The sequence below is a fragment of the Streptomyces sp. NPDC015130 genome (assembly GCF_043080005.1).
In the GTDB taxonomy this organism is placed as follows: Bacteria; Actinomycetota; Actinomycetes; order Streptomycetales; family Streptomycetaceae; genus Streptomyces.
In genome coordinates this window covers 418,692-435,531 of record NZ_JBIBVC010000006.1, presented here as the reverse complement: position 1 = coordinate 435,531, position 16,840 = coordinate 418,692, and the positions used below count along the sequence as shown (strand labels likewise).

Below are 16,840 nucleotides of genomic sequence, written 5' to 3'. Positions count from 1 at the left end.
GGGGGGCTGGCAGAATGGCGGGGGCAGACAAGCATTCAAGGAGGCCCCCGTGGTGACGGCAGGACCCCCCGTACGAGGCCGCTCGACCAAGCAGCGGGCCGCCGTGTCGGCGGCGCTGAACGAGGTGGACGAGTTCCGCAGCGCCCAGGAGCTGCACGACATGCTCAAGCACCGCGGCGACTCGGTCGGCCTCACCACCGTCTACCGGACGCTCCAGTCCCTCGCGGACGCGGGCGAGGTCGACGCGCTGCGCACGAGCGACGGCGAGACGGTCTACCGCCGCTGCTCGACCGGCGACCACCACCACCACCTGGTCTGCCGCGTCTGCGGCAAGGCCGTGGAGGTGGAGGGCCCGATGGTGGAGCAGTGGGCCGAGACGATCGCCTCGGAGCACGGCTTCGTGAACGTGGCGCACACGGTCGAGATCTTCGGCACGTGCGCGGAGTGCGCCGAGGAGTAGCCCGTACGCAGACGGGAGGGCCCGCACCGGACGCATCCGGTGCGGGCCCTCCCGCGCGTTCACACCCGCGCGATGTTCCGGTCCAGGAGCGCCCGCAGCCGCTCCTCCTCGCCGGGCCCGGCGAGCCCCCGCTTCGGCAGGTACGCGAAGCCGCTGCCGGTCCTGTCCGCGGTGAGCAGGACGAAGAGCCGGGGCGTCTCGACGTACCGGGGCATCAGCGCCCACCGGATCGTCGTCTCGGTGTCCGGCAGGCTCCAGCGGCCCCCGGCCTCGTCGACGACGGCGGTGGCCTCGCCCTGGGACCGGACCGCCATGAAGAAGGCGCGGGCCGTCAGCCAGGGCGTCAGCTCGGCGCCGGCCACGGCCACGAGGCCGAGCCCCGCCATCTTGGCCACCGTGCCCGGCTCGGGCGTGGGCGGCAGCAGGGCGAGGACGCAGACGAGAAGGGCGAGAGCGCAGGCGCCCCACGCCGCCCACCGCACCAGCCGCCACCAGAGGAGGGTCCGCATCCGGATCCGTACGGCCTCGTGCACGTCCTCGAAGACGGCCGGGTAGACCAGCTCGACGGGGCGCCCGGCCTGCTCGCCCTGCCCGACCCGTTCGTTCGCTTCCACGGAACTTCCCCCCGGAGAGTGATCAGGCCTTGTCGAGGACGGCCAGGTCGGCCGGGTCGACGCCGCCGAAGCGGCGGTCGCGGGACGCGTACTCGACACAGGCGCGCCACAGGTCGCGGCGGTCGAAGTCCGGCCACAGCACGTCCTGGAAGACCATCTCGGCGTACGCGCTCTGCCAGATCAGGTAGTTGGAGGTGCGCTGCTCGCCGCTGGGCCGCAGGAAGAGGTCCACGTCCGGCATGTCCGGGTAGTACAGGTACTTCTGGACGGTCTTCTCGGTGATCTTCGCCGGGTCGAGCCTGCCCGCCTTCACGTCCTCCGCGAGCGCCTGCGCGGCGTCCGTGAGCTCCGCGCGGCCGCCGTAGTTCATGCAGAAGTAGAGCGTGAGCCTGGTGTTGTCCCTGGTCTGCTCCTGCGCGACCTGGAGCTCCTTGGCCACCGACTTCCACAGCTTGGGCATCCGGCCGACCCAGCGCACGCGGATGCCGAGCTCGTCGAGCTGGTCGCGGGTCTTGCGGATGAAGTCGCGGTTGAAGTTCATGAGGAAGCGCACCTCCTCGGGCGAGCGCTTCCAGTTCTCGGTGGAGAAGGCGTAGAGCGAGATCGATCCGACGCCCATCTCGATCGCGCCCTGGAGGACGTCGAGCACCTGCTCGGCGCCGACCTTGTGCCCCTCGGTGCGCGGCAGACCGCGCTCCTTGGCCCAGCGGCCGTTGCCGTCCATGACGATCGCGACGTGCTCCGGGACGAACTCGGGCTGGAGCTTCGGCGGGCGGGCACCGGAAGGGTGCGGCTCGGGGGTGCTGTACTCCCGACGCTGCCGCCCGAGAAGTCGTCCGATGGCCATGGGTGGTCTCTCCTAGTTCTTCTCTACGTACCGCAGGGAGCGCAGGCCGCGCTCCAGGTGCCAGTGCAGATAGGCGGACACGAGTCCGCTGCCCTCCCTGACGTGACGCGGCTCGCACGCGTCCGCCGTCGCCCAGTCGCCGGTGAGCAGCGCGCTGAGCAGGCCGATGGCCTCCGCAGAGGGTACGACGCTTCCGGGCACCCGGCAGTCGCCGCATATGACTCCGCCTGCCCCGACCGAGAAGAACCGGTTCGGGCCGGGGAGTCCGCATTTCGCGCAGTCGTCGAAGCTGGGCGCGTAGCCGTTCACGGCGAGCGAGCGGAGGAGGAAGGCGTCGAGGATGAGGTGCGGCGCGTGCTCGCCCCTGGCGAGCGTCCGCAGGCCTCCGACCAGCAGCAGGTACTGCTGCACGGCGGGTTCGCCCTCGTGGTCGGTGAACCGCTCCGCCGTCTCCAGCATGGCCGTGCCGGCGGTGTACCGGGCGTAGTCGGTGACGATCCCGCCGCCGTACGCGGCGATCGTCTCGCTCTGTGTGCAGAGCGGCAGCCCGCGGCCGACCAGCTCACTCCCCCGGGCGAAGAACTGCACGTCCACGTGGGAGAAGGGTTCGAGCCGCGCCCCGAACTTCGACTTCGTCCGCCGCACCCCGCGCGCCACAGCGCGTACGCGCCCGTGACCGCGCGTGAGGATCGTGATGATGCGGTCCGCTTCACCCAGCTTCTGGGTGCGCAGCACGATGCCGTCGTCGCGGAACAGACTCATGGGCCCATTCTCCCGTACGGCGGGGGCGTTCCGACCGCGGGGAACGCCTTCCGCATCCGGGCGAGGAGGACCGCGGCCGCCGGCGCCGCGGGTCCGTCCGCCGGCCAGGCGAGGGCGACGCGGCCGCGGAGGTCCGGTTCGGCGAGAGGGAGGGTACGGAGTCCCAGCTCGGCCGCCGCCCCGGGCGGGAGCTCGGGGAGGACGGCGACCCCGAGGCCGCGGGCGGCGAGCCGCGCGAGGAGCAGCGGGGCGGCGGCCTCGAAGGCGACGCGCGGCCGGAAGCCCGCCCGGGCGCAGGCGTGCTCCAGCACCCCGCGCAGACCGGTGCCGTGCGGCAGGCTGATCAGGGGACGGCCGTCGAGGGCGGCGAGCGGGAGTGCCGCCCGGCCGTCCTCGACGGTGGCGAGCAGCGGGTCGTCCGGGGCGGCAGCGACGATCAGGGGTACGTCGACGAGGACCTGGAGGTCGACGCCCTGCGGGGGCCCGTCGTCGGCGAGGCCGATCACGGCGAGGTCGAGTTCGCCCCGGCGCAGAGCGGTGAGCATCCGCTCCGAGGTGTCCTCGGTGAGGGAGATCTCGACCTGCGGGTGGTCGTCGTGGAAATCGGCCAGGACGGCGGCCACGTCGAACTCCTCGACGGCGGCTCCGGACACGAGCCCGATCGTGACCTGCCCCCGGACGAGCCCGGAGAACTCGTCCACGGTCCGCCGCAGCCCCTCGACGGCCGCGAGCGCCGCCCGCGCGAAGGGGAGGACCGCCTCGCCGACGGCGGTCGTGGTCACGGTCCGCCCGGAGCGGTCGAGCAGCGGCTGCCCGAGCTCCCGCTCCAGCTGCCGGATCTGCGCGCTCACGCCCGGCTGCGCGAGATGGAGGCGGGCGGCGGCGCGGGTGAAGTTTGCCTCCTCGACGACGGCGAGGAAGTACTGCAGCTGGCGAAGCTCCATAAGCAGTGATTCTAGTGAGGAGAAGAACTGGCTCTTGGACTTATGGCAGGTCGTTGACCACGCTGGTGGCCATGGAGACCACGACGACGGAGACACAGGCCGGGACACGGGCCCGGTTGCGGGCCGAGATCGCGGCCGAGCGGCGCGAACTGGCCGACGTCCTGGACGGGCTGACCGACGAACAGTGGGACGCGCCGACGCTGTGCGGAGGCTGGCGCGTACGGGAGGTCGCCGGCCACATGAGCATGGGGTTCCGGTACTCCTTCGGCAGGACGGCGCTGGAGCTCGCCCGCGCCCGCGGCAACCTGCACCGGATGACCGACCGCCTCGCGCGCCGGGACGCCACGGCCCTCACCCCGCACGAACTCGCGGCAGCCCTGCGGGACAACGCCCACCATCCCTGGACGCCACCGGTGGGCGGGCTGACATCGGCCCTCGGCCACGACGTGATCCACGGCCTGGACATCACCGTCCCGCTCGGCCTCGGGCGCCGGATCCCCGAGGAGCGCCTGCGGATCCTGCTGGGCACGGTCACACCTCGGACGCTCCGCTTCTTCGGGGCGGACCTCGCCGGCACCGTCCTGCGGGCCACCGACCTGGACTGGTCGTACGGGACCGGCTCCCGGGCGGTGCGCCGCCCCGCCCAGGAACTCCTGCTGCTCGCCTACGGACGCACGCTCCACCGGCCGGAGTGACGGGCACCGTCCGGCCGGTGGCGCGCGACCTTCAGGGCACCTCGCCCCGGCTCCGGGCGTTCACGTGGGCCGTGGCGGCGCTCAGCCGCTCGGACGAGGTCGCCTCGCGCACACCCTCGGGCTCCACGTCCCATTCCCGCCCGCCACCGAGCGGCCGGATCTGGACGTAGGGCCCTTCGTGCCCCATGACCTTCCCGACCCGTCCGGTGCGGATCTCCACGACGTACGACCCGATGGGCAGCGTCATGTCCTGTTCTCCTCCCCCGGCAGCAGGGCCGCGGCGATGAGCCGCGCCGTTTCCGCCGTGCAGCATCCCAATTCCACGAGCGGCCTCGGAGGGTCGGCGGCGAGGGTGACGACGTCGAGCCCGAGCGAGGGAAGAGTGATACCCGCCCTCGCGAGCGCCTCGCGCAATTCCGTCACTGCCTCTTGAGTGGCTTCGAGTGCCCCCGTGGTCGTCTTCATGGTGTCTTCCTTCACCAACGTATGCCTTTCTGAATCCATTTCCCGCTTCGCCTCACCATGGTGGGCCCGGATCCGTAGGATCGGCAGATGCACAGGTCGTACAACTGCGGTGTAGGGTTGGATAGTTAATCCATGGCCAAGGGCAAGCAGGACGAGGCGTGGGAGTTCTTCGGGGAGCTCCTCAAGGAGCGCCGCGAGGCTTCTCGCCTCTCGCAGGGCGAGCTGGGTGGACGCGTGTTCGTGTCCGGCGGATACATCGGACTTTTCGAGCAGGGAATTCGAAAGCCGCAGCTGGACGTGGCGAAGAGAATCGACGAAGTCCTACAAACCGGCGGTATTTTCGAACGCACGGTACGACAACTCATCAACAGGTCGCCGTACGCCTCTTATTTCCACGAAGTGGCGGAGCTGGAGAAGGTGGCGACGAAGATCTGCGAGTTCGCGCCGCCGGTGGTGCCGGGGCTGATGCAGACGGCGAGGTACGCCGAGGCCGTGACCCTCGGGGGCAACCCGTTCGCCACGAAGGAGTACGTGCAGGAGAAGGTCACCTCACGACCGGACCGGGCCCGGATCCTCAAGGACGTCACAAGGCCCGAGTATTGGGCCATCCTGCTCCGGCCCCGTCCTCCTCGTCCCGGCCGCCGCCTGGTCCGCCTTCGTCGCCTCCCTGGCCGACTGACGGACACAAGGGCTTCACCGGCCTTCACGCGGCCCTTACGATCACCGCCATGCCGAACCTCTCGTCCATACCCGTCCTCACGGGCAACGACCGCACCAACCTCACAGTCATCCCCGAGGGGTTGCTCCTGCGCAGTCGCCACAAGGACCTCAACATCCCGGCGGAGGCCGTGGCCCGCGTGCGGGCCGAAGGGACATCGGTCGCCGTCGAGCTGCGGGTTCGCGCCGGGGAGACGCCGACGGTGTTTCGGATCGAGGGGGTGGACGGGGCCCGCGCCGTCGCCTTCGCCGAGGGTGTGAACTCCCTGCTCGAACCGGAGGAGGAGAGGGAGGAGGTCGACGGCATCTCCCTGGTCGTCTCCGACACCCGAAGGACGCGCTGGACACAGGGGGCCAACCGCCGGCTGAAGTGGTTCACGCTCGCCGTCCTCGCCCTGACCGTCGCCCTGGCCGTGCTCGGCGGGCTGACGCAAGGCGCCGCCTACCCCGTGATCACCGTCCTCTTCACGCCCGTCATCGGCGCCTGCTTCGCAGGCAGCATGCAGGAGTTGACACAGTCGCTCCACGCGCGACGCATTCGCAGGATCGGCGTCAAGGAGTTCGCACGGCCGGCCAACCTGCCGGGGTCGTACGTCTATCAGGACAGCACCCGGCTGAACCACGCCCTCATCAGGCTCAGCGCCGGACCGTACGTGGAGCTCGCGTACGACCCGGCGGACCCGGCGGACTGGGTCACGGTGCGGCCGGGGTTCATGGAGCGCCTCTCCCGCGCGGCGGGGGTGTTCGTCTTCCTCTGCGGGATCGGCGGCGTGGCACTGCTGGCCCTGATGCTGTCGGAGGTCTAGGGCGTGTTGCGAAAGTAGCGCCGGCCGCCCGAAGGTCGGGCAGGCGGGACTTTCGCAACACGCCCTAGGGGTTCACCGGCCGCTCCCCCGGCCCTACGATCACGGCCATGTCCATGACCTCACCCGTACCCGCCCTCACGGGCCCCGACGGCACCGGCGCGCGCGTGGACAGGGACATCCTGCTCGTGCTCGGGGCCACGGAGGAGATGCAGGTCCTGCTGACGGGCGTCGCGCGGCTGAGCGCCGAAGGGCGGGTGCTCACCGTCCAGATGACGGCCGAGGCCGGCACCCTACCCGCGCGGTACCGGTTCGAGGGCGCGGACGAGGCCGCCGTCGCGGCCTTCGCGGACGCGGTGAACGCGCTCCTGCCGGCGGAGCCCGCGCGGGTGGACGGCACGCAGTACATGTCGGGGGTCCGCCGCGGCGGCGACCTCCAGCAGCGGAAGCTCTCGCGCGCGATCAGGCACGGCTCGCTGTACGGCGCCCTCCTGATCGTCGCGATGTGCGTGACGGTCGGCTTCACGGGGCCCGCCGTCAACATCGTCGTGGTCGCCGGGGGCGGCTCCATCGGGCTGCTCCTCCTGGTGGTCTGCGCGACGATCGCCTACGCCCCGTACCGTGAGTGGCACCTGCGCAGACACGGCGTGCGGGTCGCCGCCGAACGCGTCCCGGGCGAGATGCACACGTACGGCTACCGGGATCCCGCCGGGCTTGAGCGGCTGGTGACGAAGCGCGGCGGCGCGTGGACCGTCGACATCGCCTACGACCCCCGGGACCCCGGGCGTGTGGCCGTCCTCAGGCCCCGGGGACCGCGGATCCTGGATCTCGTCGTGCTCGGCATCGTCGCCTTCTTCGGCCTCGGCTTCTTCGCCCTGACGGTGACGGCCACGGTCCTCATCGCGCTCGGTCTCGACGGCGCCTGACGTCCCGGGGCGGTTCGCCCCGCGGCCCCCGCACCCCCCTACGCTCCCCCTTATAGACCCCATAAGTTCGCCTTATGAGTCCATAGACCGGGCCCGGGTACCACTTCGCGTGTGTTGTTATTTAGGGTGACCTAAGTGTCGGCGGCCTCGCCGCCACGTCGCTTGCGAAGGGAACCCAGTCATGCCCCGCCCCCTCCGGGTCGCGATCGTCGGCGCCGGCCCCGCCGGAATCTACGCCGCCGATGCGCTGCTGAAGTCCGAGGCCGCCGCCGAACCGGGCGTGTCCATCGACCTCTTCGAGCGGATGCCGGCCCCCTTCGGTCTCATCCGCTACGGCGTCGCCCCCGACCACCCGCGGATCAAGGGCATCGTCAACGCCCTCCACCAGGTCCTCGACAAGCCGCAGGTCCGCCTCTTCGGCAACGTGAACTACGGCACCGACGTCCACCTCGACGATCTGCGCTCCTTCTACGACGCGGTGGTCTTCTCCACCGGCGCCATGTTCGACCGCGAGCTCCGCATACCCGGCGTCGAGCTCGACGGTTCGTACGGCGCCGCCGACTTCGCCTCCTGGTACGACGGCCACCCGGACGTCCCGCGCACCTGGCCGCTGGAGGCCGAGAAGGTCGCCGTCCTCGGCGTCGGCAACGTGGCGCTCGACATCGCCCGCATCCTCGCGAAGACCGCGGACGAGCTCCTCCCCACCGAGATCCCGGCGAACGTCTACGACGGCCTCAAGGTCAACAAGGCCGTCGAGATCCACGTCTTCGGCCGCCGCGGCCCGGCCCAGGCCAAGTTCAGCCCCATGGAGCTGCGCGAGCTGGACCACTCCCCCACCATCGAGGTCATCGTCAACCCCGAGGACATCGACTACGACGAGGGCTCGATCGCCGAGCGGCGCAAGAACAAGCAGACCGACATGGTCGCGAAGACCCTGGAGAACTGGGCGATCCGCGACGTCGGCGACCGCCCCCACAAGCTCTTCCTGCACTTCTTCGAGTCGCCCGTCGAGATCCTCGGCGAGGACGGCAAGGTCGTGGGTCTGCGCACCGAGCGCACCGAGCTGGACGGCACCGGAAACGTCAAGGGCACCGGCGCCACCACCGACTGGGACGTCTCGGCCGTCTACCGCGCCGTCGGCTACCTCTCCGACGAGCTCCCGAAGATCCCGTGGGACACCACGACCGGCACCATCCCCGACCAGGGCGGCCGCGTGATCGAGGAGTCCGGCGAGCACATGGCCTCCACGTACTGCACCGGCTGGATCCGGCGCGGCCCCGTCGGCCTCATCGGCCACACCAAGGGCGACGCGAACGAGACGGTCGCGAACCTCCTGGACGACTTCGCGAACGGCCGTCTGCTGACGCCCGAGACCCCGGAGACGGACGCGGTCGTGTCCTTCCTGGAGGGCAAGGGCATCACGTACACGACGTGGGAGGGCTGGTACGCCCTGGACGCCGCCGAGAAGGCGCTCGGCGAGCCGCAGGGCCGCGAGCGCGTGAAGATCGTCGAGCGCGAGGACATGCTGCGCGCGAGCGGCGCCATCCAGTAGTCACCGGCGCGAGCCGAGGCCCTCGCCCCTTCCCGGTCCTACCCTGAAAGGACCGGGAAGGGGCGAAGCCATGTCCGCACCCACACTGCACACCGCCGGCGGCACCGGCACCGCCGGAGCCGCCCGGGCCGCTCGCGCCGCGGCTCACCCGGCCGACGAGGTCGAGCGGGCCCGGGACGCCGCCGAGCGGGAGTCCTGGGCCGAGGCGTACGCGCTGCTGCACGCCCACGACCTGCACCCCTCCCGGGCACTGACCGCCGACGACCTGTCCGTGCTCGCCGACGCCGCCTGGTGGTCGGGGCACGTCGACGAGTCCGTCACCGCCCGCCTCCGCTCCCACGCCGCCTTCCTCGCGGCCGGTGACCACCGGGGCGCCGGGCTCGCCGCCTGGTGGCTGCACTACGAGTACCGCGGCCTCGGGCGGCCCGCCGCCGCGGCCGGCTGGCTCCACCGGGCCCGCCACCACCTGGAGGACCAGCCGCCCTGCCCGGAGCAGTGCTTCCTGGCCTGGACGGACGCCGAGGAGGCCGAGCAGCAGGGCGACCGGGCCGCCGCCCTCGCCGCGACCCGCCGGATGACCCGCCTCGCGCTGCGCTCCGCCAGCCCCGACCTCGTCGCCCTCAGCCGCCAGGCCGAGTCCGCCGTGCTCCTCGCGAACGGCCGCAGGAGCGAGGCGCTCGCCCTCCTCGACGACGCGATGTGCGCGGTCACCGCCGGCGAGCTGAGCGGTGTCTTCACCGGCTGGCTGTACTGCCTGGCCCTCACCCAGTGCATGGAGGCCGCGGACTTCGGACGGGCCGTGGAGTGGACGAACGCGGCGATGGAGTGGTGCGCGCCCCCGTGGGCGGGCCGCCCGCCGGAGCCCGGAGCGCAGACCTCGGCGGAGGCCGGGAGCGCGTCGGCGCCCGAGCCGTCGGCCGCCCTGGCCGTCGCCTCCGGCGAGAACCCCTTCCGGGGCGTCTGCCGGGCCCACCGGGTCGAGGTCCTCGACCTCCTCGGGACCTGGGCGCTCGCCGAGGAGGAGGCGCGGCAGGCGTGCCGGGAGGTGCCGGTGGACTGCCTGGAGTCGGCCGCCGCCGCGTTCTATGCCGCCGGGGACGTCCAGCGGCGCCAGGGTCGCCTCGACGAGGCCGCCGTGTCGTACGCGCACGCCCATGAGCTGGGCCGGATCCCGCAGCCGGGGCTCGCGCTGCTGCGCCTCGCGCAGGGCAGGGCGGACGCGGCCGTCGCGGGCGTCGACCTGGCGCTCGCCTGCCAGAGCGACCCGCGCCACGACCTCCTGGGCCGGGCCCGGCTGCTCGCCGCCCGGACCGAGGTGGCGCTCGCCGTCCGGGACGTGCCGGGCGCCTCCCGGGCCGCGCGGGAGCTGGACGCGCTGGCCGGGGACGTACCGCTGCTGCGGGCGACGGCCGACACGGCGCTGGGCGCGGTCGCGCTGGCCGAGGCGCGGACGGGCCCCGCGCTGCGGCTGCTGCGGCAGGCGCTCGCCGGCTGGCTGGAGCTCCGCGTCCCCTACGAGGCCGCGCAGGTGCGGATGCTGCTCGCGGCGGCCGACCGGACGGTGGGCGACGAGGAGGCGGCGCGGCTGGAGCTGGCGGCCGCGCGGGCGGTCTTCGAGCGGCTCGGGGCCGTGCCGGACGCCCGGCGCGCGGCGGCGCTGCTCTCCGGCGGGAAGCGGCGGCGGCTGCCGGGCGGGCTCACGGCCCGTGAGGCGGAGGTCCTGCGGCTGGTCGCCGGGGGCGGCACGAACAAGGACATCGCCCAGGCGCTCGTGATCAGCGAGCACACGGTCTCCCGGCACCTGAACAACATCTTCGCCAAGCTGGGCGTGGGCTCCCGGGCCGCCGCGACCGGTTACGCGTACGCCCACGACCTGGTCTGACCGCGCCTGCAACGGCACCGTCCCGTGTGGCCGCCCGTTCCGCCCCGGCGGGACGACGGCCCACACGGGGGGGGTGGGCCGAATCGCCCATGCCGCACCCACCCCGCCCATGGGCCTTTCCGGCGATGCGCGCCCCGGAGGCAGCGGGCTACACCGGAACCATGACCACCACAGCCAAGCCCATCAAACCTCTCGACACGCTCCGCGGTGCCGTGCGCGGCACCGTCGTCACCCGCGGCGACCCCTCGTACGACGAGTCCCGCCGGGTCTACAACGCCCTGCACGACCGCCGGCCGGCCGTCGTCGTCCACGCGGTGGACGCCGGTGACGTCATCGCGGCGGTGCTCCACGCCCGGGAGCACTCCCTCCCGCTGGCCGTGCGCGGCGGCTCCCACGCGGTCGCCGGCTTCGGCACCGTGGACGACGGCCTCGTGGTCGACCTGTCCCGCATGCGCGGCGTCCGGGTCGACCCGGAGGCCCGTACGGCCCGGGCCGAGGGCGGCGCCACCTGGGGCGACTTCAACCACGCGACCCACGCCTTCGGGCTCGCCACCACCGGCGGGGTCGTCTCGACGACCGGTATCGGGGGCCTGACGCTGGGCGGCGGCATGGGGCATCTGGCCCGCCGCTGCGGGCTGAGCTGCGACAACCTGATCGCGGCGGACGTCGTGACCGCCGAGGGCACGCTCGTCTCCTGTGACGCCGAGCGGCATCCGGACCTGTTCTGGGCGCTGCGGGGCGGCGGCGGGAACTTCGGTGTCGCCGTCTCGCTCGCGTACCGGCTGCATCCGATCGCGGACGTCTTCGGCGGTCTGACCTGCTACCCGCTCGGCCCGGACGTGTTCCGCGCCTGGCAGCGGATGACCGAGGACGCGCCGGTCGAGCTCAACACGATCCTGGTGCTCGCGCTCGGTCCCGAGGAACCGTTCCTGCCGGAGCGCTGGCACGGCCGCCCGATCTGCGCCGCGTTCACCTGCTTCAGCGGCCCGCCGGAGGGCGACGACAAGGTCCTCGGCCTGCTCGACGGGCTCGGACCGGTCGTCGGCCGGTTCATGGACCGGATGCCGTACCCGGTGATCAACACCCTCTTCGACGAGCAGCTGCCGCCGGGGCTCTTCCACTACTGGAAGGGCGCCTTCAGCCCGGAGCTCACGGACGGCGCGATCGACGTGCACGTGGAGTACGGGGGGACGATGCCGTCGATGGAGTCGGACACCGCCATCTTCCCGATCGACGGGGCCTGCCACGAGGTGGGACCGGAGGAGACCGCCTTCGCCTACCGGGACGCCTCGTTCTCGCACTCCATCGGCGCGACCTGGTCGACCGGCACGGCCGACGCGGAGGCGAACATCGCCTGGACCCGAGCCTACGAGAAGGCGCTGCGCCCGCACACCGGGGAGGGCGGGTACGTGAACTTCATGGACGTCGACGACCAGGACCGGGTACGGGTCAACTACCGGCAGAACTTCGACCGGCTGCGCGCGGTCAAGCGCCGGTACGACCCCGACAACGTGTTCCGGCTCAACCAGAACATCGTGCCCTGAGGGGCAAGGCACCCCCTACGGCACCGTCCTACGGCACCGTCCGCGCCGAGGCGAGGAGGCGGACGGTGTCGTCGGGCGCGAGCGCGAGCGCGTTCCCGACGGTCCCGAGGACCTCCATCTCGGTCGGGCTGTAGACGCCGTCGGCGAGGGCGATCCGGGCGGCCTGGAGCAGGATCGACTCGCGTCCGGCGGGCGCCAGGTGCGGGGTGAGCGGCTCCAGGGCCTCGTGGAGCTCGATCGCGAGCAGGCTGCCCTCGGGGTTCACCTCGGGCATGAAGCGCCCGGTGTCGGCCTCCAGGGCCTCGACGAGGTCGACGAGCTGGACGGCAGTGCACTCGGCGAAGCCGGCGGACCGGACCGCGCTCACGGCCCGGTCGAGGACCGCGCGGGAATCCGTACCGCCGGCCGCGAGCACGGCCAGGGCGACGGTGTGCACGCCGTCCCGGAGCATGGCCGAGAAGCGGCTCGTCGTGGGGCGGTCGAGGACCTCCGTACCGAAGTGCGTGTGACAGGCCGCGCACTCGACGACGGGGCCCGTACAGCCCCTGGGCAGGACGGGAACGCCCAGGACGGCGAACCTGCGGCGGCCGGTGCGCCGCCGGTAGTTCCGGTCGCCGCCGCACTCCTCGCAGAAGAACTCGCCGTCTCCGACCGTGTTCCAGGAGGTGCGGATTCCGCAGACGCCCACTTTCCCACCACGTGAATTCCGGGCAGACCGCACACGCACCTCCTCAACGGCCCGGCTGCACTGCCGGCGTTGGCGTGATGTTAGCCACATCCTTGATGTGGCGTCAGCACCCCGTCAGCAGATCGCCGTGGAGATGGCCGAGACACGACACCGTCCGCGAAACCTCGGGAGGCGCGACGACGGCGCTTTGCGAAGGCCAGGAAGCCTCCGCCGGCGAGGACGGCGGCCGCGGCGGCCGCGATCGCGCCGGGACCGATGGCCGAACCGGTCGTCGCGAGATCACCCTCCGGGGTGGCGGACGGCGCCGGGGCCGAGGCCGGGTCGGTGGTCGCGGGGGCCGTGGGCGTCCCGCCGTCCCCGCTCGGGGTCGGCCCGGGAGGCGCGGGCGCGGTGGGGACGGGCGGCTCGGTCGGCGTGGGCGGCTCGGGGGTGACGACGGGGCCGGGCGTGGTCTCCTTCGGGAGGCGGCCGGCGAAGGCGGATGCCCCGCACCCCTCGGAAGGGGTGCGGGGCATCCGTCGTGGAGCGGGCCGGCGGGTCAGCGGGCGGAGCGGTTGACCGCCGAGATGACGGCCTTCAGCGAGGCGCGGGTCGTGTTGGCGTCGATGCCGATGCCCCACAGGACCTTGCCGTCGATGGCGCACTCGATGTACGAGGCGGCCTGCGCGGAGGCGCCCTCGCTCATCGTGTGCTCCTGGTAGTCCAGCAGGCGGGCGTCCACGCCGATCGCCTGCAGCGCGGCGAAGAAGGCCGAGATCGGGCCGTTGCCGGAGCCGGTCAGCACGGTGTCGACGCCGTCCACGACCGCCTCGACGGTCAGCGTGTCCGTGCCGTCGGTGTCGGAGGTGGACTGGCCGGAGCGCAGCTGGATGCGCCCCCAACGAGCACCGGCGTTGTCGGGGTTGGGCAGGTACTCGTCCTGGAAGACGGACCAGATCGCGGCCGGCGTGACCTCGCCGCCCTCGCTGTCGGTCTTCTGCTGGATGATCTTCGAGAACTCGATCTGCATCCGGCGGGGCAGGTCCAGCTTGTGGTCGTTCTTCAGGACGTATGCGATGCCGCCCTTACCGGACTGCGAGTTGACCCGGATGACGGCCTCGTAGGAGCGGCCGACGTCCTTCGGGTCGATCGGCAGGTAGGGCACGGCCCACTCGATGTCGTCGACGGTGACGCCCCGGGCGGCCGCGTCGGCCTCCATCGCGTCGAAGCCCTTCTTGATGGCGTCCTGGTGGGAGCCGGAGAAGGCGGTGTAGACCAAGTCGCCCGCGTAGGGGTGGCGCGGGTGGACCTCCATCTGGTTGCAGTACTCGCTCGTGCGACGGATCTCGTCGATCTGCGAGAAGTCGATCTGCGGGTCGACGCCCTGGCTGAACAGGTTCATGCCCAGGGTCACCAGGTCGACGTTGCCGGTGCGCTCGCCCTGGCCGAACAGGCAGCCCTCGATGCGGTCGGCGCCGGCCATGATCGCCAGCTCGGCCGCCGCGACCGCGGTGCCGCGGTCGTTGTGCGGGTGGACGGACAGGCAGACGTGCTCGCGGCGGGTCAGGTTCCGGGACATCCACTCGAACCGGTCCGCGTGCGTGGACGGCGTCGAACGCTCCACGGTGGCGGGCAGGTTGAGGATGATCTCGCGGCCCGGGCCGGGCTGCCAGACGTCACAGACCGCCTCGCAGACCTCCAGGGCGAAGTCCAGCTCGGTGTCGGTGAAGATCTCGGGGCTGTACTGGTAGCCGAAGGTCGTCTCCGGTCCCAGCAGCTTCTCCGCGTACTCCATGACCAGCCGGGTGCCGTCCACGGCGATCTGCTTGATCTGCTCCTTCGAGCCGCGGAAGACGACCCGGCGGAAGGTGGGCGCGGTGGCGTTGTACAGGTGGACGGTGGCGCGCTTGGCGCCGACCAGTGACTCCACGGTCCGCTCGATCAGGTCCTCGCGGGCCTGGGTCAGTACGGAGATGGTGACGTCGTCCGGGATCGCGCCCTCTTCGATGATGGAGCGCACGAACGCGAAGTCGGTCTCGCCGGAGGAGGGGAAGCCGACCTCGATCTCCTTGTAGCCCATGCGGACCAGCAGGTCGAACATCTCGCGCTTGCGGGCCGGGGACATCGGGTCGATCAGGGCCTGGTTGCCGTCGCGCAGGTCGGTCGACAGCCAGCGGGGCGCCTGCGTGATGCGCTGCTCGGGCCAGGTGCGGTCGGGGATCTGCACGGCCTCGTAGCGGCCGTACTTGTGGATCGGCATCCCGGAGGGCTTCTGCAGCTGCGTCGCGTTGGTGATCGGCGTGGGGCGGCTGACGAAGGGGGACTGGCTCATTGCGTTGGGCTCCTCGGGTCCAGCAAGAAGGACGGCCGACTGTCGAACGCAACACCAGGTCCCGCGGGGAGGGGGTCGGCCTACGACTACAGGCCCTCGCCGCGGCAGCTAAGGAGAAGCAGCCCGAAACGCATGATGTGCCGCAGCTTAGCCCAGGGACGTCGGAGACGGACGTCCTGTTTCAGTATGCGGGACGCGCGGCGCGTCAAGGCTGATCAGTGACGTATCACTCCATTTCGCCAATCCTCGTCTCAGCTCGTGACAGTGGCGTCACGCAGTGCCACATTGCAGAGATGACTCCCCAGACGCCCGTCTTCTGCTCGATCGTCCCACCGCACCTCCTGGAGCACCTGGCGCGCTCCTCGAACCCGGCCGTCGCCGCCGCCGCGCGCCGCACCCTCATCGCGGACGCCTCGGCCCGTACGAGCCGGGTGCTGCCGCTGCCCGGCAGCGCCCCGACCCTCGCCCCGGCGGACGTCGGCCGGCCGCACCGCACCGTGTACGACTGCGAGCGCGGGACCGAGCTGCCGGGCACGCGGGTGCGCGCCGAGGGCGAGGAGGCGACCGGCGACGCCACCGTCAACCGCGCGTACGCGGGCCTCGGCGCCACCTTCGACCTCTTCCTGAACGCCTTCGGGCGGGACTCGATCGACGGCTCGGGGCTGCCGCTGCTGGCCTCCGTCCACTACGACGAGAGCTACGGCAACGCCTTCTGGAACGGCGAGCAGATGGTGTTCGGCGACGGCGACGACGAGATCTTCCTCGACTTCACGCTGCCGGTGGACGTCATCGGCCACGAGCTGGCCCACGGCTTCACCCAGCACACGGCGAACCTGGAGTACTTCAGCCAGTCCGGCGCGCTCAACGAGTCCGTCTCGGACGTCTTCGGCTCGCTCGTGAAGCAGTACGCCCTCGGGCAGAGCGCCGACCGGGCCGACTGGCTCATCGGCGAGGGGCTCTTCCACCCGAACGTGGAGGGCACGGCCCTGCGCTCGATGAAGGCCCCGGGCACCGCGTACGACGACGACGTCCTCGGCAGGGACCCGCAGCCCGGCCACATGGACGACTACGTCCGCACCAGTCGGGACAACGGCGGGGTGCACATCAACTCGGGCATCCCGAACCACGCCTTCTACCTGTTCGCGACCGAGCTCGGCGGGAACGCCTGGGAGCGGCCCGGGCAGGTCTGGTACGACGTGATGACCGGCGGGACGCTCACCCCCGAGACCCGGTTCTCCGAGTTCGCGGCGGCCACGGTGGCGGCGGCCAAGGCCCGGTACGGCGACGGGGAGGAGATCCAGGCCGTTCTGAAGGCCTGGTCGGCGGTGGGGGTGCCCACCGACTGACCGGCTGGTAGACAGGGCCCATGCGGATTCGAGTGCGGCGCACGGGCGGTTTCGCGGGCATCGAGCGGTCGGCGGAGGTGGAGGTCTCGGACCCCGAGTGGGAGTCCCTGGCCGCCGCCGTCCTCGCCGACGGCGACGGTGACGTCCGGGGCGTGCCGGACGGCTTCTCGTACGAGATCACCGTCGACGGCCGTACGGTCCGCTGCTGCGACCCCCACCTCACGGAGGCCCAGAGGACCCTCGTCGCGAGGGTCCTCAAGGAGGGCGCGTAGCGGATCGCCGGG

Annotated in this window: 17 protein-coding genes and 1 pseudogene; 10 read left to right on the top strand and 8 right to left on the bottom strand. The window is 72.0% G+C overall.

The window, feature by feature from the left end:
• The first annotated feature begins 49 nt into the window (after positions 1-49).
• Complete coding sequence (locus ACF08F_RS15830; RefSeq protein ID WP_392299040.1) at positions 50-460, top strand: Fur family transcriptional regulator; 411 nt, start codon at positions 50-52, stop codon at positions 458-460.
• 59 nt (positions 461-519) lie between these two features.
• Here the strand turns inward: ACF08F_RS15830 and ACF08F_RS15825 are convergent, their stop codons facing one another.
• From ACF08F_RS15825 to ACF08F_RS15810, 4 genes are read right to left on the bottom strand one after another with little or no spacing between them, the layout of a single operon-like run.
• Positions 520-1,074: a YcxB family protein gene (locus ACF08F_RS15825; RefSeq protein WP_392299039.1), complete on the bottom strand. Its 555-nt coding sequence runs from the start codon at positions 1,072-1,074 to the stop codon at positions 520-522.
• A 22-nt stretch (positions 1,075-1,096) separates the two neighbouring features.
• On the bottom strand, positions 1,097-1,921 hold the full coding sequence (locus ACF08F_RS15820; RefSeq protein WP_392299038.1) for an isoprenyl transferase: 825 nt from the start codon (positions 1,919-1,921) through the stop codon (positions 1,097-1,099).
• Positions 1,922-1,933: 12 nt separating this feature from the next.
• Complete coding sequence (recO, locus tag ACF08F_RS15815; RefSeq protein WP_392299037.1) at positions 1,934-2,683, bottom strand: DNA repair protein RecO; 750 nt, start codon at positions 2,681-2,683, stop codon at positions 1,934-1,936.
• The gene (locus ACF08F_RS15810; protein ID WP_392299036.1) at positions 2,680-3,627 is read right to left on the bottom strand and encodes a LysR family transcriptional regulator; all 948 of its coding nucleotides are present in this window, start codon (positions 3,625-3,627) and stop codon (positions 2,680-2,682) included. The genes recO and ACF08F_RS15810 overlap by 4 nt, the downstream gene beginning before the upstream one ends.
• Before the next feature lie 71 nt (positions 3,628-3,698).
• Between ACF08F_RS15810 and ACF08F_RS15805 the strand changes: the two genes are divergently transcribed.
• Positions 3,699-4,322, top strand: a complete 624-nt coding sequence (locus ACF08F_RS15805; RefSeq protein ID WP_392299035.1) for a maleylpyruvate isomerase family mycothiol-dependent enzyme — start codon at positions 3,699-3,701, stop codon at positions 4,320-4,322.
• Positions 4,323-4,353: 31 nt separating this feature from the next.
• On the opposite strand, the gene ACF08F_RS15800 is transcribed toward ACF08F_RS15805, so the two are convergent.
• Together ACF08F_RS15800 and ACF08F_RS15795 are read right to left on the bottom strand one after the other, a co-directional pair.
• Positions 4,354-4,569: a hypothetical protein gene (locus ACF08F_RS15800; protein WP_392299034.1), complete on the bottom strand. Its 216-nt coding sequence runs from the start codon at positions 4,567-4,569 to the stop codon at positions 4,354-4,356.
• The gene (locus tag ACF08F_RS15795; protein WP_359670489.1) at positions 4,566-4,787 is read right to left on the bottom strand and encodes a hypothetical protein; all 222 of its coding nucleotides are present in this window, start codon (positions 4,785-4,787) and stop codon (positions 4,566-4,568) included. The genes ACF08F_RS15800 and ACF08F_RS15795 overlap by 4 nt, the downstream gene beginning before the upstream one ends.
• A gap of 132 nt (positions 4,788-4,919) precedes the next feature.
• Here ACF08F_RS15795 and ACF08F_RS15790 point away from each other — a divergent pair.
• From ACF08F_RS15790 to ACF08F_RS15765, 6 genes and pseudogenes are all read left to right on the top strand, one after another.
• Positions 4,920-5,399 (top strand): annotated as a pseudogene (locus tag ACF08F_RS15790) (Scr1 family TA system antitoxin-like transcriptional regulator); the annotation flags it as partial.
• 116 nt (positions 5,400-5,515) lie between these two features.
• Positions 5,516-6,310, top strand: a complete 795-nt coding sequence (locus ACF08F_RS15785; RefSeq protein WP_392299127.1) for a hypothetical protein — start codon at positions 5,516-5,518, stop codon at positions 6,308-6,310.
• Between the two features lie 107 nt (positions 6,311-6,417).
• A complete protein-coding gene (locus tag ACF08F_RS15780) occupies positions 6,418-7,233 on the top strand; it encodes a hypothetical protein (RefSeq protein WP_392299033.1) in 816 nt (271 codons plus the stop codon).
• Positions 7,234-7,414: 181 nt separating this feature from the next.
• The gene (locus ACF08F_RS15775) at positions 7,415-8,785 is read left to right on the top strand and encodes an FAD-dependent oxidoreductase (RefSeq protein ID WP_392299032.1); all 1,371 of its coding nucleotides are present in this window, start codon (positions 7,415-7,417) and stop codon (positions 8,783-8,785) included.
• Between the two features lie 70 nt (positions 8,786-8,855).
• Complete coding sequence (locus ACF08F_RS15770; protein WP_392299031.1) at positions 8,856-10,667, top strand: LuxR C-terminal-related transcriptional regulator; 1,812 nt, start codon at positions 8,856-8,858, stop codon at positions 10,665-10,667.
• Between the two features lie 161 nt (positions 10,668-10,828).
• A complete protein-coding gene (locus ACF08F_RS15765) occupies positions 10,829-12,211 on the top strand; it encodes an FAD-binding oxidoreductase (protein WP_392299030.1) in 1,383 nt (460 codons plus the stop codon).
• Between the two features lie 28 nt (positions 12,212-12,239).
• On the opposite strand, the gene ACF08F_RS15760 is transcribed toward ACF08F_RS15765, so the two are convergent.
• Together ACF08F_RS15760 and leuA are read right to left on the bottom strand one after the other, a co-directional pair.
• On the bottom strand, positions 12,240-12,932 hold the full coding sequence (locus ACF08F_RS15760; RefSeq protein WP_150270389.1) for a TerB family tellurite resistance protein: 693 nt from the start codon (positions 12,930-12,932) through the stop codon (positions 12,240-12,242).
• 505 nt (positions 12,933-13,437) lie between these two features.
• Positions 13,438-15,210, bottom strand: coding sequence for a 2-isopropylmalate synthase (gene leuA / locus ACF08F_RS15755; protein WP_392299029.1), 1,773 nt, complete (start codon positions 15,208-15,210; stop codon positions 13,438-13,440).
• A 293-nt stretch (positions 15,211-15,503) separates the two neighbouring features.
• Between leuA and ACF08F_RS15750 the strand changes: the two genes are divergently transcribed.
• Both ACF08F_RS15750 and ACF08F_RS15745 read left to right on the top strand, forming a co-directional pair.
• Positions 15,504-16,556, top strand: a complete 1,053-nt coding sequence (locus ACF08F_RS15750; RefSeq protein WP_392299028.1) for a M4 family metallopeptidase — start codon at positions 15,504-15,506, stop codon at positions 16,554-16,556.
• A 20-nt stretch (positions 16,557-16,576) separates the two neighbouring features.
• Positions 16,577-16,828, top strand: coding sequence for a protealysin inhibitor emfourin (locus ACF08F_RS15745; protein WP_392299027.1), 252 nt, complete (start codon positions 16,577-16,579; stop codon positions 16,826-16,828).
• Positions 16,829-16,840 lie beyond the last annotated feature (12 nt).